Here is a 15,180-nt window from a genome sequence, read left to right as displayed (position 1 = left end):
TTTATTTGCTAAGGATAAAATTTACAAGCTTTGAAACGCTAAAGCCAAAGTGTTCAAACACATCTTTGTCTTTGCCACTTTCTCCAAAACTTTCTATGCCATACACTTTATGGCAAAATTTATAAAGTTCATTAGAATGTGCTGCTTCAACACCTATAACTTCACCTTTTAACAATCTTTCTTGATAAGCTTTATCTTGTTTTTCAAAAAGTTCAAAACAAGGCATGGAAACAACATTACAAGCAAAACCTTGTTTTTCAAGTTCATTTGCACTTTCTAGACAAAGCCAAACTTCACTTCCGCTCGCTAAAAGTGTAAATTTAGCATCTTTGCTTTCTTTAAGTAAATATGCTCCGTTTTTTACATCTCCAAAAACGGGTTCATTTAGAGCTTTGAGTTTTTGGCGTGAAAGTACAAAAGCACTTGGAATACCTGCATTTAGAGCTATTTGCCAGGCTTTGACATTTTCCACTCCATCAGCAGGTCTAAAGGTTAAAAAATTTGGCATAGCCCTAAAAGTGCTAAGTTGTTCTATAGGTTGGTGTGTTGGTCCATCTTCGCCCACACCTATGCTATCATGTGTGAAAATGAAAAAATGTTTGATTTTCATTAGAGCTGCTATTCTTGCGGCAGGTTTTAAGTACTCACTAAAGATGAAAAAAGTTGCTGAAAATGGTAAGAAAATTCCATATCTTGCAAAAGCATTGTTAATCGCTGCCATAGCGTGTTCTCTGATACCAAAATGGATATTTTTACCTTCTATAAAGTCTCCCATACCGTGAAGTTCTGTTTTATTTGAAGGGCCTAAATCCGCACTTCCACCTAAAAATCCTTCTAAATTTTTAGCTAAAACATTTAAAATTTCACCATTGCTATCTCTTGTAGCAAGATCTTTTCCTTTAAAATCAGGATAAACTATCTTACTAAAATCGGGATTTAATAGCCTTTCTAAAAGTTCTTTTTTACCACTTTTTTCAAGCTTATCTTTCCATTTTGCTTCTTCTAAATCCCCAAGTTCTACAGCACTTTCAAAGCGGATTTTGCTTGCTTGTGGGATATGAAAACTGATATTTGGATCAAAACCTGCTTGTGCTTTGGCTTTTTTAATCACTTCTTCGCCCAAAGGTGCACCATGGCTTTTATGACTGCCTTCAAGCTCTCCTGCACCCTTTGCTATAGTTGTTTTTGCGATGATAAGACAAGGTTTTGTGGATTTTTTAGCTTGTTCTAAGGCTTTATTGATTTCTTCATAATCGTGTCCATTTATACTTAAAACTTCAAATCCTTGTGCTCCAAAACGCATTTTTACATTTTCATTAAAGGCTAAACCTACATCGCCTTCTATAGAGATATTGTTGCTATCGTAAATGAGTACGAAATTATCAAGTTTGTGAAGTCCTGCTAAAGAACAAGCTTCATAAGAAATGCCTTCTTGTAAATCTCCATCTCCACAAAGACAATAAATTTTATGATCGATTAAATCACTACCTAGTAAATTTTGTGCTTTTTTTGCTGCCATAGCAAAGCCTACAGCGTTTGCAACGCCTTGTCCTAAAGGGCCTGTAGCGATTTCTACTCCAAGAGTTGAAATTTCAGGGTGTCCAGGGGTTTTAGCATGAAGTTGGCGGAAATTTTTAAGATCTTCCAAGCTTAAATCATAGCCACTTAAATGTAAAAAACTATAAAGCAAAGCACTTGCATGTCCACCTGAAAATATAAGTCTATCACGGTTTAGCCAAGTGGGATTTTTAGGATTGTGCTTTAAATGATAACTTAAAACACTTAAAATATCTGCTAAGCCCAAAGGTGCACCTGGGTGTCCTGAGTTTGCTTTTTGCACCATATCAGCACTTAAAAATCTTAGAGTATTTGCCTGTTCTTGTAAAATTTGAATGTCCATTTTTTGCCTTTATAAGTATTGAATTATTAAATTTTGTATCATTTGTGCGAGTTTTTCATTAAGTTTTTCTAAGTCTTGTTCGCATTCACTAAGAAGATTTTCTTTTGTTTTTATGGCTTGTTCAAGTCCAAGCAAATTGACAAAAGAATTTTTATGAATATCGTTGTTAGTAGGCTTTCCGCTTTGTTCTTGACTTGTAGTTACATCGATAATATCATCATTGATTTGAAAAATCAGTCCTAACTTCAATCCAAGTTTGTAAATTTGATTACTTTCTTCGTTGTTAAGTTCGCAAATTTCACAACCCATTTTTAAAGCTGCAGCGATCAATCTTGCGGTTTTGTGTGTATGTAAAAACTCAAGTTCATTTAAACTGAGTTTTTTGTCTTCAAAAAAACAATCAATAGCTTGTCCTATGACCATTCCATTAAGTCCTGCGTTAAAGGCAAGGGTTTTGATGAGTTTGATTTTGATTTCATCTTTTAAATGAGCATGACTTAGAACTAAAAAAGCTTCAGTATTTAAAGCATCGCCCACTAAGATGGCTGTAGTTTCATCGTAGCTTTTGTGTAAGGTTGGAATTCCTCGTCTAAAGTCTGCATTATCCATAGCGGGTAAATCATCGTGTATGAGTGAATAAGTATGGATAAATTCCAAAGCCAAAGCCACATCTAAAGCTTGATTTAAAAGTTCAGGTTTATTGCTTTGTACTACGCTTAAAAGCAATTGTGCGCGAAAATGCTTTCCTCCTGCTTTTAGCATAAGAGCTAAAGCTTCATTGAAAAAAGGATGAAAGCTTTCAACTTTGGGTAGATTTTTTTCTAAGTGATGGATAAAAAGTTCTTTTAAATTCACTTAGTAAGCCTTATGAAAAATTGAAATTTACCATCGCCACCTGAGTTGGCATTTCCGCCTAGTTCATTGTTGAAATTTGATAAAGGTAATTTAGTACTTTTGCGTTCAATCAAGATGCTAAAGTCATTACCAGCACTTAAAATATTTTGTAATTCTTTAAAATTATTTAAAATAATATTATTAACACGTAAAATTTTATCTCCTACCATAAATCCTGCATTTGATGCTTTTGATTTTGGATCTATTTTGGTTACAATAAGACTAGTATTAACCGTTAAACCAAGATTGCTTGTGAAATTTGTAATTTTTGGTTTTGGTTTAGAATCAGGAAGGTTAAATTTGCTCAAATCTTTTGCAAAAACTTCAGTAGAAATATTTAAATCCATATTATCACGCAACACTTGAAAATAAAGAGTACTTCCGCGATCTGCAAAAAGAATTTTTTCATTGAGTTTTCTTAAATCATTGGCGGGCAAACCATCAACACTTATAACTTGATCATTGATTAAAAATTGTGGATTTTTTCTTACATTGTTAACATAAATTTTATTTTCTCGAACAACAAAATCAACGCCAATATCTCCCCAATAAACATCGTTATATTTCATAAAATGTTTTAAATAGCGATTGCCTATAAAAGAGCTATTATTTAAAGCAATCCCCATCATTTCACAGCATGGAGTCCCTAAAAGTCCTATTTTAGAATTAAAATCAAGTTGATCTTTTTCATCAATATTTTGAGCTAAATACTTAATATGCCCTATATAGGGTTTATTAGGATCCCAAATTCCAACCCAATCATTGCGAGTAAGTTTTTCTTCATCGCCCATAGGAGTAGGGATTAGGCTAAAGTCAGTTCTTACAAGATATAAATTTAAAAATGGATCGTATTTTACATATTTGTTGAGCTTAGCATTAGGTTGTTTTAATACAGCAAGTAAATTTTCACTGAGTGCAAAAGCTGGCATTCCTTCATAGTTGAGCATGCTTGCCTTATTTCTTTCATAACCTGCTAAAAAATCTTCAAATTTAGGTCTTTCTATACCAAAAGATAAAGTAAAAAGCATGCAAATAATTAAAATTTTTTTCATAATTTCATACCTCCAAAACCGCCTAAAACATCATTCGCTATATTGGAACGATTTTGCGCAACCATAGCCAAAACATCATTAATTGCAGAAATAAGTAAAATTTGCAAGGACTCTTTATCTTCAAGTAAAGAATCATCAATGCTAACATCGATAATTTCACCTTTTCCATTGGCGCTTACTTTAACAAGTCCTGCTCCACTTTTGGCGCTAAATTCACGATTTGCAAGTTCTAGTTCTATATTTTTTGCTTTTTCTTGAACTTGATTTAAAAGTTCTCCCATTTTAGAAAAATCCATATTTTCAAACATTGATTATCCTTGATTTTTTAAAATTTCATTAACAACTATTTTATCGCTAAAAGGATATTTTATCCCTTTAATTTCTTGAGTAGTTTCATCACCTTTTCCTAAAATAACGACTAAATCGTCATTTTCTTTTAGTTCTAAAGCTTTTTTTATGGCTTCTTTTCTATCTTCTATCATTAAAACTTTTTCTTTTTTAGCAAAGCCTGATAAAATTTCTTCCATGATGGTTTTTGGTTCTTCGCTGCGTGGATTGTCACTTGTAATGATAGCAATTTTTGCAAAATGTTCGACGATTTTTCCCATTAAAGGGCGTTTGGTTTTGTCCCTATCTCCACCTGCTCCAAAAACAACGATGAGCTTTTTATTTTTAAGAGTGTCAAGCACTTTTTCAATGCCATCAGGCGTATGAGCAAAATCTACAATCACACCTTTTGCTACTTGTTCTACCCTGCCACAAACCCCACCAAATCCACTGATAGCATTTTCCAAGTCTTTTAAATCAGGCTTTACAAGTTCATTCACACAAGCGCTAGCAACTAGAAGATTGTAAAGATTAAAAAGTCCTAGCAAGGGCGAGTCTATGTGAAAAGTTTGATTTTTATTTGTTACAATAGCACTAATGCCTTCTTCTAAAGAATAAGCTTTGATTTGATATAAAGCAGGATTTTCTATGCCATAAGTAAAAGCATTACGCACATTAAATTTAATAGCCAAAGCATCTTTGTTGATAAATTTTAAACTCTCATCGGTAAAAAAAAGCTCTTTTGCTTCTTTATAATTTTCAAAAGTACCGTGAAAATCTAAATGATCTTGAGTGATATTGGTAAAAATTTTAGCAACAAAATTTAAGCCTTCGATGCGGTTTTGAATTAAGGCGTGTGAGCTTACTTCCATGATAAAAAAATCACATTTTTTTTGAGTGGCTATCTGTAAGTATTCTAAGGTTTTAAGAATAGGGGAGGTGGTTAAGGATTTTTCATCAATTTGTTCATCGTTGATAAAAGCTCCTCTTGTCCCGCAAAGTCCGCATTTATAACCTAAATCCAATAAGATAGAATAAATCGCTGCTGCGGTTGTGGTTTTGCCATTGGTTCCTGTGATTCCTATGATTTGAATCTTTTCATCGATTTTTAAAAGTTTTTTACACTCATTTACATCAATGATTTTCGCACCTTTTTCTAAGGCTTGAGCGTGAAATTTAGCATTTTGTGTGGTTTGTAAAAAAAAGCATTCTTTTTCACACTCTAAGGTATTATCTGTAATGAATGAATTTTCAAGTTTTAATTTCACTTTTAAATCCTATGAGTTTTTCTTGGAGTTTGATAAATCTATCATTTGCCCAAAAATGAGGCATAACATTTTCTATATAATTTAAAGTCATATCTTTATAGCCATTATCAAGTAATTTTTCCAAAAAATCTAAAAAATCATCACGATTATCAATAACTAACTTAGTGCTATTAATGATATTTTCAAAACTTTTTTGAAAACCAAGTTCTTCTTCGCTTTTTAAAAAATCTTGATAATTTAACGCATGTCCATCTTCAAATTCGTTTTCCTGTTTGTTTTCTTGTTTTTTAAATTCAATTGTACTTAAAATTTCTTCTAAGTCTTTATCAATGTTAGAGATTTTGTAATGTTCTATATAAAAATCAAAAAGTAAAGAAGCTTCTTTAGGAGATTTTAAAGCAAGATCGCAAAGGCAGATAAAATTTAGCAAGCGTTTATTTTTGCGTTTTTCATAAGCCATAGAAAAATACATTTTTGCAGTTTTAAAATCTTTCTTGTAAAAATGTTCAATTCCAAGTTTTTTATAATTTTGCAAATTCGTCTGCTCCGCCGTTTAAATTGATTATAGTGATTTCTGGATGAATATCAATCTTAAGTTGCCTTTCAAGACCATATTTTAGCGTTGTTCCACTCGATGCACAGCCTTTACAAGCTCCTATTAAATGGATATAAACGATCCCATTTTTAATTCCTAAAAATTCAAGCCCTCCGCCATCACGTTCAAGCATAGGCAAACTCTTTTCTAAACTTGCTTTAACAGGATTTATAAGCTCTTCATCACTAAAAGGCATCATAATTTATCCTTAAAAATTTTTATATACTTTAGCGTGATTGTGTTTAAAAAAAGGTAAATTAAGGCTTGAAATTTAAATAAATTAAAAAGGTTCGTCATTATCTTGCGCGCTAAATCCTAAATCATAAACTGTAAAGTTTTTATTGCCAAAAATTCCATTTAAGTTTCTAAATGATTGTTGCAGAATTTCTTCGTTTTTTTCATATTTTAAGAAGCTTAAATATTCTTTTAAAAAATTATTTAATTCTTCGGTATTTAAATTTTTAATTAAAAGATTTAAATTTTTATCAATAAGCGTAAAAAGTTGTTTTTTTAATGCGAGTGTAGAATTTTTAATTTTTACATTGTTTAAAAAAGCTAAATTAACCTTGCAAATACCTAACAAGAATTCGCTATAGTTTAAATTTTTTCGAATATTTTTACTTTCAAATTCTCTAATATCACTATCTTCATAACCTTTTTTTTCTAAAATTTTATCCAATAAAATCTTATGCTTAAAACAAACACTATCACTAATTTGCTTAAAATCGTTACATATATCTGGATGCTGTTTTAAAAAAGCTATAAGTTCTAATTCTGCAATGTGAATTTTTTCTTTAGGAAAATTGTATTTATTTTGAGAAATTAAAGGGGTTTGTATGATTTTTTTTGAATTTTGTGATAAGACAATAAATTTTTCATCCACTTTTAATAAATTTGAAACTAGACCAGTGTAAGAATTTGCCACTAAAGGTTCAAGATTAAAGGTGAATTTTTGTATAGTTTCTAAAGCTTTTTGTTTATCAAGAGCAGAAATTATGGAATGAGTGGATATTAAGCGTCTGATATAAAATTCACCGAGCTCTATTCCTTCATCGAGTATATTATGAAGTTTTGTGCTTTCATTTTTTGCTACGAGCTCAGCAGGATCTTTTCCGCCTTGCAAAATTGCCACTTTACCGTCTATTTTGTTTGTGCTTAATAAAAATGCAGATCGTGTCGCAGCTTTTAATCCTGCTTCATCATTGTCAAAACATAAAATCACTTTTGCATCATAACGGCGGATTAAGGGTAGATGATGTTCGGTTAATGCTGTTCCAAGAACTGCTACAGCATTGTTAAACCCTGCTTTGTGAAAAGCTATTGCATCCATGTAGCCTTCACATACTATTATTTCTTTTTTTTTGGCTATATTTTCTTTAGCGATGTTAAAAGCATAAAAAATTCTACTTTTATCAAAAAGTATATTTTGGGGTGAATTTACATACTTTGCCGGTACATTGGGATTTAAAGTACGCCCTCCAAACCCTACTAATAAGTCTTTATGATCGTAGATTGGAAAGGTGATGCGCCATATAAAACTTGCGTAAAATTCATTATTTTCATCTTTTTTTAAAGCTCCAACACTCATAGCATCTTCTAAAGGAATTTTTTGATTTTGCAATAATCTTATACTATCTTCACTTGCTCCTGCAAAACCTAATTCGAATTTGGCTATATCTTTGTCATTTAAAGCTCTTTGGTAAAGATAGGTTAAAACTTCTTTGTGGTGTTTGAGATTATCTTTAAAATACGCATTTAAGATCGGTAGTATAGATTTTAGCTCTTTTTTATTTTCTTGTTTTTCTTTTGTATAACTCAAAGTAAAATTACTAAGGCTTGCAACTTTTTCAACTGCATCGGAAAAACTTAATTTTTCATAATCCATTACAAATTTAAAAGCATCTCCACCAGCCTTGCAAGCAAAACAATGATAAAAACCTTTGGTAGGATTGATATGCATAGACGGGTTTTTATCTGCATGGAAAGGACAGATACACACAAAACTTGAGCCTTGTTTTTTTACTTCAATATAATTTTCTATAATATCAACAATATTAAGTCTTTGGGATAAATTTTCTATACTTTCTTTAGTTATCATTTTATAAACCTTGTTAAAATTATACAAAGATTTGGCTATAATTTGGCATAAATTTTTTTAGAGCGAGACTATGGATTTTTTCTTTGTAGAATACAGAGACCCTTTAGTAGGGCTTATAATTTTAACCATTTTAGTATTTGTTGTAGCTGTTGCAAATTATATTTGGAAAATATTTGCTAGCAAAGATGAAGAACAAAAGCTTGAAAAATTTATAAAAAAATTTGAAATGGATAACGCTCATAAAGAGTTGTTAAGAAATAGTAGTTTGAGTTTTGGAAATTTAAGTTTTTTGGCCGAAATTTTTACTAAAAGCGGGGAATTTGAAAAAGCAACTCAAATTTATTTGATTGCTCTTGAAAAATGTAAAGATAAACAAGAAAGAGAATTTATTTTCCTTTCTTTAGCAAAAGTTTATTTTAAAGCAGGATTTTTAGAGCGTGCAAAAGAAGTTTTATTACAAGCTTTAAAACTGCGTCCAAGAAATATACAAGCCTTAAAACTTTTAAAAATTGTTTATTTAAAACTTCGTTCTTATAAAGAAAATTTAGAACTTTTAGAATGTCTTTTTGAGCTTAATGAAGATGTGCAAAAAGAGCATGATTTTATCAAAGCTTTGGAGCTTTGTACTTTTAATATCACTGATGAAGAAAAAAAGAAAAAACTTTTAGAATTTAAAATAGAAGATAATCCTATGTTAGGGCGTTTAGTTTTTGAAAAATATCATATGTTTTTAGGGCAAAATTTTTTTGATATTTGTGATTTGCTTTATAGAGAAAATGAAGCGTTTAATTTAGAAAATCAAGATTTTTTAGAATTCTTTTATGCTTTGGGTAAAATTTCAAAGCATGATGATACGCATCAGTTTGTTTTTAAAAATTCTAATTTTAAAATGTTAAAAATTTTAAAAGATAATTCTTTTAATGCGGGGTTAGAATTTTCATATCGTTGTTCTGAGTGTAAAAATGTTATGCCTTTGTTTTTTTATCACTGTCCTGTTTGTTATGAGTTTAATACTTGTAAAATTATTTATGAAGTGAAAAACAATGAAACACATTGAAATTTATACAGATGGTTCATGTCTTAATAATCCGGGTTTTGGCGGATGGGCTTATATTTTGCGTTATAAGGAGTATCAAAAGGAAGGTTTTGGAGCTGAGGCTAATACCACTAACAATAGAATGGAGCTAATGGCAATTATTGAATCTTTGAAGGCTTTAAAAGAGCCTTGTGAAATTTCGCTTTTTACAGATTCTAACCTAATGGTTCAAAGTATTAATGAATGGCTAGAAGGATGGATAAAAAAGGATTTTAAAGGTAAAAAAAATATAGATTTATGGAAGGAATATATTAAAGTGGCAAAATCTCATAAGATTAAGGCTTTTTGGGTAAAAGCACATAATGGACATTTGGAAAATGAAAGGTGTGATACATTGGCGCGTGAAGCTGCTTTGAAAATTGCAAGGGAAAATGATGAAAAACATTGAAAAACTAGAGCAGAGTTTAACTTATGAATTTAAAGATAAAAATCTTCTTATACATGCTTTAACCCATAAAAGTTTTAAAAAATCTTACAACAACGAACGCCTGGAATTTTTAGGTGATGCCGTGCTTGATTTAGTTGTAGGTGAATACCTTTTTCATAAATTCGCCAAAGATGCCGAAGGAGATTTATCTAAGCTTAGAGCGGCTTTAGTGAATGAAAAGTCTTTTGCAAAAATTGCAAATAGTTTAAATTTGGGCGATTTTATTTTTATGAGTGTTGCTGAGGAAAACAATGGAGGAAAAGAAAAGCCTTCTATACTTTCAGATGCGTTAGAAGCCATTATAGGTGCTATACATTTAGAAGCTGGGTTTGAGTTTGCAAAAACTATTGCTTTAAGACTTATAGAAAAAAATTTCCCTCAAATTGATGCAAAAATTCTTATAAAAGATTATAAAACAAAATTACAAGAGATTACACAGGGAAAAATCGGACAAACTCCGCAGTATGAAACAGTGCGTGCTTTTGGTCCTGATCATTTAAAGCAATTTGAAATCGCTTTAATGCTTGATGGTAAAGAACTTGCAAGAGCTATTGCGGGAAGCAAAAAAGAAGCACAGCAAATGGCAGCAAAAATTGCACTTGAGAAATTAGGAGCTTTATAGTGAATACCTTTGGTACAAGATTGAAATTTACAAGTTTTGGTGAGTCTCATGGTGTGGCTGTTGGATGTATTATTGATGGAATGCCTGCTGGAATTAAATTTGATGAAGAATTTTTACAAAATGAGCTTGATAAACGCAAAGGCGGAAGTAAATTTGCAACACCAAGAAAAGAAAGCGATAAAGCTCAGGTTTTAAGTGGGGTTTTTGAAGGATATACAACGGGTCATCCCATAGCTATAGTAGTTTTTAATGAAAATGCTCATTCTAAAGATTATGATAATTTAAAAGATCTATTTCGTCCTGCTCATGCGGATTTTACTTATTTTTATAAATATGGCATAAGAGATCATAGGGGTGGGGGTAGATCAAGTGCTAGGGAAAGTGTTGCTAGAGTGGCTGGTGGTGCAGTTGCAGCGATGCTTTTGTGTGAATTTGGCATTTGTGTTCAAAGTGGTGTTTTTGGAGTAGGAACTTTTGTATCAAATTTGAAAGAAGAAGAATTTGATTTTGAATTTGCTAAGAAAAGTGAAATTTTTTGTCTTGATCCAAAGCTAGAAAGTGACTTTAAAAATGAAATTTTAAATGCTAGAAATTCAAAAGATAGTGTAGGCGCTGCTGTTTTTACAAAAGTTAGTGGTATGCTTGTGGGACTTGGAGAAGTTCTTTATGATAAGTTAGACTCTAAATTAGCTCATGCTTTAATGGGAATTAATGCTGTTAAAGCAGTTGAAATAGGCGAAGGTATTAATGCAAGCAAAATGCGCGGATCATATAATAATGATGCTTTAAAAGATGGCAAGTTTTTAAGCAATCATAGCGGAGGAATTTTAGGAGGAATTTCAAATGGAGAAAATCTTATTTTAAAAACTTATTTTAAACCTACTCCTTCTATTTTTGCCAAGCAAGAAAGTATAGATAAATTTGGCAATAATTTGGAATTTGAACTCAAAGGTAGGCATGATCCTTGTGTAGGTGTTAGAGGAAGTGTTGTAGCTAGTGCTATGGTACGTTTAGTTTTGGCCGATTGTTTGCTTTTGAATGCGAGTGCGAATTTAAACAATTTAAAAAATGCTTATGGATTAAAATAAAAAAAGCCCATTTTCATGGGCTTGATTGCAATATTTTGAAAAGATTCAAATACTATATCGCTTGTTTTGCTAAATACTTTATACTTTAACTAATAAAAAATTGATTAATATCAGCCTTATTTTCAAAAGCTATGCTTGTATAAGCTTGATTTTTAAATTTAAGTTCATAGCTTTTTCCTACTTCGTGTTTAGTATAGGTAAGGGCTATTTTTAAGGCAAGTTCTAAGTCTTTTTCTGAAATTTTTTCATCTACCAAAGAGTAAGCTCCGATTAAATCCCCAAGTTCTATGACTTCGTATTTAGATGTTTTTAAATTTCTTAAAAGTTCATTTTCTAGTTCATTTCTACCTATGATCATTTTAGCCCCATCAGGCAATCTTAAATGACGACCATATTTTAAAAGTTGTGCGTCATTAACCTGCATATCTTTGTCAAATTCTATGAAATCTCGAATTTTTTTAGCAAAACTATCAAGAGTTAGCAAACAACCTCCACCTGGGCTTTCAAAGTCTTCTAAACCAAACTTAGCTGCAAGTTCAAGTTGTCTTTTGCGACTTCTTCCGCTAATGCCTTCGAGTTTTTCTCTATCTACCCAACCTTCTCTTTCAGGTTTGGTTAGAGGTAGGTTTTTTGCACACATAGGACGCAAGATTAGATCTTCTTCATCAAGAGCAAGTTTTTTAACCTTTGCCATCGCATCACTTCTTTGACTCATAGGGCGTTGTCCTAAAACTTCTCCTGTGATGATAAAACTTGCATTTTCTTCTTTTAACATAGCCAAAGCAGTTTTAAACATAAAAGCATGACAATCTATACAAGGATTAAAATGTTTTCCATAGCCATATTGTGGATTAAAAAGCACTTCTTGAAGATAGGAATTTCTTACATCTATCATTTCAAAATCTGCACCTACCATTGCCGCACGCTTTTTCATGATTTCGCTTTTATCACTTGTGCTTCCAAAACCTATGTTGATATTTAGAGCTTTAACTTCTATGCCTTGTGCAGTGATGAGTTTCATTGCAAGCATACTATCAAGCCCACCGCTAAAAAGAGCTAATGCTTTCATTGATTCCTTTCTGAGATTATAAAGTTTTTTAAGATTTTGTCGATTATAAAAGGTATAATTTTAACTAAAAAATCTTTAAAATAAGGATTGGAAAGTGTTAAAAATAATTTTGGTTTTAAGCATTTTGAGTTCTTTTGCTTTTGCAAATTCTTGTGCTAACTACGAGCAAGAACTTAAAAAGTGTAATTCTTTAAAAAATTCACATGAGAGAAAAATGTGTCGTTTAGGTTTATTTGCAAAATGTAAAAAGGATAAATAATGAAAATTGATACTTCTATTAGTTTAACCCATTCTTTAACTAATAATGTTGATAAAAAAGAGCTTAGTGTATTAAAAAAAGAAGATCAAGATAAAATTCCCGTGCAAGATCTTTCGAGTTTAAATAGTGATGGTGTTAAGGTTGTTTTTGAAAATAAGCAAGGTGAACTTATAGCTTTAAATTTAAGCGATGAAAATTATAGTAGTTTGCAAAAAAATTTTGGTTCTTATACGAATTATGTTGCTAGAAATGATGGTAGTATAAGGCTTAATGGCGAAGCAAATCAATTTATTTCAAATTGGTTTGAAAGTGTAAAAGATAATTTTGGTTCTTTAAATTCAAATTTAAATAATAAACAACAAAGTGTAAAATTAAATTTTAATACAAGCACCCTTCAACAAAGTATGCAAAATTTAGGCTTTAAAACAAGCGATGAAAAAATATCTGATGATGCAAATATAGAAGAAAAATTAAATTTTTTTATTGATAAAGATGTAAATAAAGATGGTAAAGTTGATGATAGCGATGTTAAAGAACCTAGCATGAGAGAAATTTTAAGTGACATTAAAGAGGCATCAGGTGGTGGAGCTAATGCTATGAAAACCATAGATCCGCAAAAAATCAATAAAAAAGATGATAAGGAAAATAATATCAAAGAAAAAGAAGACGAAGATTTGCTTCAAAAAGCCCAAGAAAAAGGTTTAAGTGCTGATGAGCAGGCAAAGCTTGAGGCTAGTAATCCTGAAGAATTTGAAAAACTGAAGCAAAAATCTTTGCAAGAATTAAGTCAGAATTTAAGTAAAGATTTTCAAAATAAAATTGAAAATCAAGAAGCGCAAATTGTAGATAAGAGAGTGTAGTTTTTATAAAATTATAATTTCATCCTCTTAAGATTTTAAAATCATATATAATAGGTAGTGTAATTCTTAAATCTCCGTTATACTGTGGAAAATTTAAAGAAGCTTTTCTTATGCTTTCTAAAGCACTTTTATCTAACAAATCATATCCTGAGCTTTCGATGATTTTTAAATCCGCTAAAGTTTTGTTTTCTTTCCATAAAAATTCTACTTTTACAGTTCCTTGCATACGCATTTTTTTTGCTTGCCTTGGATAAAATTGTGCTTGTTGTATAGCTTTTTGGATTTCTTTTAATACAGGGTGATTATCTTTTCCTTGTGTTAATTGAGTGATCTTAGGTTTGACATTTGTATCAGTTGTTTTTGCAAAAGTTTTAACTTCTTGAGTTGGTTCTATGGGGGTTTTATTTGGTATTGGGTGTGGAGGTGTTTTTTTTATCTTTTTTTGAATTTTTTCAGGAGTTTTTTTAATAACTTTTGGCTGAGGTTTTGGTTTGATGGGTTCTATAGTGGATTCTGTTGGTTTAGTCTCATTTGTTGGATTGGTTTGGGTAAATTGTTTTATTGCTAAAGAAAAAGAATCTTCATTTTTAATTTCCATTTTAAAAAAGTCATTTGAGTGAAAAATGACAAAAAGTAAAGGTATAAAGACTATAAAAGTTATATAAGAAGCTTGGTATTTATGATTTAAAAATAAAGTTTTCATTTGTTTTTCTCAGTAAGAATCTGAAAATTTTCATGTTCTTTGGCTTTTAAAAAATCTATAATTTTTACGAAGCTTTCAAATTTGGCATTTTTATCGCTTTTTAGTTCTACTATGGTTTTTTTATCAAGTGAAAAAATAGCATTTTGAACTTCATTTAAATCAGCTAATTTATCATTTAAATAAAAAGTATTTTTTTCGTCTATGGTTATAAGAAGTTTTTTTTCATTATTGCTTATATTGGTAGCATTTTCACTTGAAGGAAGTGAGATTTGAATTTTTCCATGCGCAATAAAGGTTGAAATACTAAGTACTATAGCAAGCAAAACAAGCATAATGTCTATAAATGGAACTATATTTAAACCTTCATTTTTCGGTAGTTTAAGCATTTTTATTTGCCTTATAAGCATTGCTTAAGAGAGAAACTTTTCTAAGTAAGGCATTATAAGCCATTAAAGCAGGAATAGCAACCAAAAGTCCCAAAGCTGTAGCCTTAAGAGCTAAAGAAAGTCCCACGACTATAGATTTGACATCTATATTGCCTACCAAGCCCATTTCGTAAAATGTAACCATTATGCCTATTACAGTGCCTAAAAGTCCTATATAAGGGGCATTAGAATAAATGATATATATAGTGGTTAAATTTTCACTAATTGCATCATCAAATTGCTCTTGATTCTCATAATTTTTAAAGTTAATTTTTCTAAAAAATAGCATTCTTTCTATGACACACCAAAAAGCTATAAATGCCATAATTCCTAGAATTAAAAAGATAATTAAGTCGATGTAATCTTTTAGAAATTCCACATTTTTCTCCAAAAATATACTTATAAATTTTAAAAAATTATACTATATAAAAAATAAATTTATAATTAATATCAATTATCATAATTTATAAGAAATTTTTGTTTTTATTAGGTTATAA

General features: G+C 30.6%; 18 protein-coding genes. 6 read left to right on the top strand and 12 right to left on the bottom strand.

Annotation, left to right across the window (positions count from 1 at the left end; all coding sequences use genetic code 11):
• Position 1: 1 nt before the first annotated feature.
• The 8 genes from tkt to dnaG all read right to left on the bottom strand — a co-directional run bounded on the left by tkt (position 2) and on the right by dnaG (position 8,134).
• Positions 2-1,900 carry a transketolase gene (gene tkt, locus ELQ12_RS05335; protein ID WP_070261498.1) on the bottom strand — a complete coding sequence of 633 codons (1,899 nt, stop codon included), beginning with the start codon at positions 1,898-1,900 and terminating at the stop codon, positions 2-4.
• A 9-nt stretch (positions 1,901-1,909) separates the two neighbouring features.
• Positions 1,910-2,755, bottom strand: a complete 846-nt coding sequence (locus tag ELQ12_RS05330) for a polyprenyl synthetase family protein (protein ID WP_004298095.1) — start codon at positions 2,753-2,755, stop codon at positions 1,910-1,912.
• Entirely contained in the window at positions 2,752-3,846 is a 1,095-nt protein-coding gene (locus tag ELQ12_RS05325) for a PDZ domain-containing protein (RefSeq protein ID WP_052858758.1), read from the bottom strand. The genes ELQ12_RS05330 and ELQ12_RS05325 overlap by 4 nt, the downstream gene beginning before the upstream one ends.
• Positions 3,843-4,154, bottom strand: coding sequence for a YbaB/EbfC family nucleoid-associated protein (locus ELQ12_RS05320; RefSeq protein WP_002871256.1), 312 nt, complete (start codon positions 4,152-4,154; stop codon positions 3,843-3,845). The genes ELQ12_RS05325 and ELQ12_RS05320 overlap by 4 nt, the downstream gene beginning before the upstream one ends.
• Positions 4,155-4,157: 3 nt before the next feature.
• Complete coding sequence (locus tag ELQ12_RS05315) at positions 4,158-5,441, bottom strand: UDP-N-acetylmuramoyl-L-alanyl-D-glutamate--2,6-diaminopimelate ligase (protein ID WP_070261497.1); 1,284 nt, start codon at positions 5,439-5,441, stop codon at positions 4,158-4,160.
• Positions 5,425-5,976, bottom strand: coding sequence for a hypothetical protein (locus tag ELQ12_RS05310; RefSeq protein WP_052858762.1), 552 nt, complete (start codon positions 5,974-5,976; stop codon positions 5,425-5,427). Before ELQ12_RS05310 ends, ELQ12_RS05315 begins: the two co-directional genes overlap by 17 nt.
• Complete coding sequence (locus tag ELQ12_RS05305) at positions 5,963-6,235, bottom strand: NifU family protein (RefSeq protein ID WP_002871253.1); 273 nt, start codon at positions 6,233-6,235, stop codon at positions 5,963-5,965. The genes ELQ12_RS05310 and ELQ12_RS05305 overlap by 14 nt, the downstream gene beginning before the upstream one ends.
• 81 nt (positions 6,236-6,316) lie before the next feature.
• Positions 6,317-8,134 carry a DNA primase gene (gene dnaG / locus ELQ12_RS05300; protein WP_070261496.1) on the bottom strand — a complete coding sequence of 606 codons (1,818 nt, stop codon included), beginning with the start codon at positions 8,132-8,134 and terminating at the stop codon, positions 6,317-6,319.
• Between the two features lie 70 nt (positions 8,135-8,204).
• Here dnaG and ELQ12_RS05295 point away from each other — a divergent pair, with 70 nt between their 5' ends.
• Genes ELQ12_RS05295 through aroC form a run of 4 tightly spaced genes read left to right on the top strand, consistent with a single transcriptional unit; the run spans position 8,205 to position 11,367 of the window.
• Positions 8,205-9,191, top strand: a complete 987-nt coding sequence (locus ELQ12_RS05295) for a CDC27 family protein (RefSeq protein WP_002868888.1) — start codon at positions 8,205-8,207, stop codon at positions 9,189-9,191.
• Complete coding sequence (gene rnhA, locus ELQ12_RS05290) at positions 9,178-9,618, top strand: ribonuclease HI (RefSeq protein WP_002851277.1); 441 nt, start codon at positions 9,178-9,180, stop codon at positions 9,616-9,618. Before ELQ12_RS05295 ends, rnhA begins: the two co-directional genes overlap by 14 nt.
• On the top strand, positions 9,605-10,279 hold the full coding sequence (rnc, locus tag ELQ12_RS05285; protein WP_002862275.1) for a ribonuclease III: 675 nt from the start codon (positions 9,605-9,607) through the stop codon (positions 10,277-10,279). The genes rnhA and rnc overlap by 14 nt, the downstream gene beginning before the upstream one ends.
• Positions 10,279-11,367, top strand: coding sequence for a chorismate synthase (gene aroC / locus ELQ12_RS05280; RefSeq protein WP_126219762.1), 1,089 nt, complete (start codon positions 10,279-10,281; stop codon positions 11,365-11,367). The genes rnc and aroC overlap by 1 nt, the downstream gene beginning before the upstream one ends.
• 85 nt (positions 11,368-11,452) lie before the next feature.
• On the opposite strand, the gene ELQ12_RS05275 is transcribed toward aroC, so the two are convergent.
• The gene (locus ELQ12_RS05275) at positions 11,453-12,436 is read right to left on the bottom strand and encodes an MnmA/TRMU family protein (RefSeq protein ID WP_070252330.1); all 984 of its coding nucleotides are present in this window, start codon (positions 12,434-12,436) and stop codon (positions 11,453-11,455) included.
• 94 nt (positions 12,437-12,530) lie between these two features.
• On the opposite strand from ELQ12_RS05275, the gene ELQ12_RS05270 reads away from it, so the two are divergent.
• Positions 12,531-12,695 (top strand): hypothetical protein, encoded by a 165-nt coding sequence (locus ELQ12_RS05270; protein ID WP_002871248.1) that lies wholly within the window; start codon positions 12,531-12,533, stop codon positions 12,693-12,695.
• Complete coding sequence (locus tag ELQ12_RS05265) at positions 12,695-13,555, top strand: hypothetical protein (protein WP_134264614.1); 861 nt, start codon at positions 12,695-12,697, stop codon at positions 13,553-13,555. The genes ELQ12_RS05270 and ELQ12_RS05265 overlap by 1 nt, the downstream gene beginning before the upstream one ends.
• A 19-nt stretch (positions 13,556-13,574) precedes the next feature.
• On the opposite strand, the gene ELQ12_RS05260 is transcribed toward ELQ12_RS05265, so the two are convergent.
• From ELQ12_RS05260 to exbB, 3 genes are read right to left on the bottom strand one after another with little or no spacing between them, the layout of a single operon-like run.
• Positions 13,575-14,258, bottom strand: coding sequence for an energy transducer TonB (locus ELQ12_RS05260; protein ID WP_070243005.1), 684 nt, complete (start codon positions 14,256-14,258; stop codon positions 13,575-13,577).
• Complete coding sequence (gene exbD, locus ELQ12_RS05255; RefSeq protein ID WP_002851470.1) at positions 14,255-14,644, bottom strand: TonB system transport protein ExbD; 390 nt, start codon at positions 14,642-14,644, stop codon at positions 14,255-14,257. The genes ELQ12_RS05260 and exbD overlap by 4 nt, the downstream gene beginning before the upstream one ends.
• Positions 14,637-15,062, bottom strand: a complete 426-nt coding sequence (exbB, locus tag ELQ12_RS05250) for a TonB-system energizer ExbB (protein ID WP_126219758.1) — start codon at positions 15,060-15,062, stop codon at positions 14,637-14,639. Before exbB ends, exbD begins: the two co-directional genes overlap by 8 nt.
• Positions 15,063-15,180 lie beyond the last annotated feature (118 nt).

Source organism: Campylobacter sp. US25a, from assembly GCF_004379075.1.
Classification (GTDB): Bacteria; Campylobacterota; Campylobacteria; order Campylobacterales; family Campylobacteraceae; genus Campylobacter_D; species Campylobacter_D jejuni.
Note: the sequence above shows the minus strand (reverse complement) of the source record. Positions and strands in the feature narration are given on the sequence as shown.

Excerpts from the sequence above, each read along its gene's own strand:
- tkt (WP_070261498.1), bottom strand. The coding sequence starts at position 1,900 with ATGGACATTCAAATTTTACAAGAACAGGCAAATACTCTAAGATTTTTA.
- ELQ12_RS05325 (WP_052858758.1), bottom strand. The coding sequence starts at position 3,846 with ATGAAAAAAATTTTAATTATTTGCATGCTTTTTACTTTATCTTTTGGT.
- ELQ12_RS05320 (WP_002871256.1), bottom strand. The coding sequence starts at position 4,154 with ATGTTTGAAAATATGGATTTTTCTAAAATGGGAGAACTTTTAAATCAA.
- ELQ12_RS05305 (WP_002871253.1), bottom strand. The coding sequence starts at position 6,235 with ATGATGCCTTTTAGTGATGAAGAGCTTATAAATCCTGTTAAAGCAAGT.
- dnaG (WP_070261496.1), bottom strand. The coding sequence starts at position 8,134 with ATGATAACTAAAGAAAGTATAGAAAATTTATCCCAAAGACTTAATATT.
- ELQ12_RS05295 (WP_002868888.1), top strand. The coding sequence starts at position 8,205 with ATGGATTTTTTCTTTGTAGAATACAGAGACCCTTTAGTAGGGCTTATA.
- rnhA (WP_002851277.1), top strand. The coding sequence starts at position 9,178 with ATGAAACACATTGAAATTTATACAGATGGTTCATGTCTTAATAATCCG.
- rnc (WP_002862275.1), top strand. The coding sequence starts at position 9,605 with ATGAAAAACATTGAAAAACTAGAGCAGAGTTTAACTTATGAATTTAAA.
- ELQ12_RS05275 (WP_070252330.1), bottom strand. The coding sequence starts at position 12,436 with ATGAAAGCATTAGCTCTTTTTAGCGGTGGGCTTGATAGTATGCTTGCA.
- ELQ12_RS05265 (WP_134264614.1), top strand. The coding sequence starts at position 12,695 with ATGAAAATTGATACTTCTATTAGTTTAACCCATTCTTTAACTAATAAT.
- ELQ12_RS05260 (WP_070243005.1), bottom strand. The coding sequence starts at position 14,258 with ATGAAAACTTTATTTTTAAATCATAAATACCAAGCTTCTTATATAACT.
- exbD (WP_002851470.1), bottom strand. The coding sequence starts at position 14,644 with ATGCTTAAACTACCGAAAAATGAAGGTTTAAATATAGTTCCATTTATA.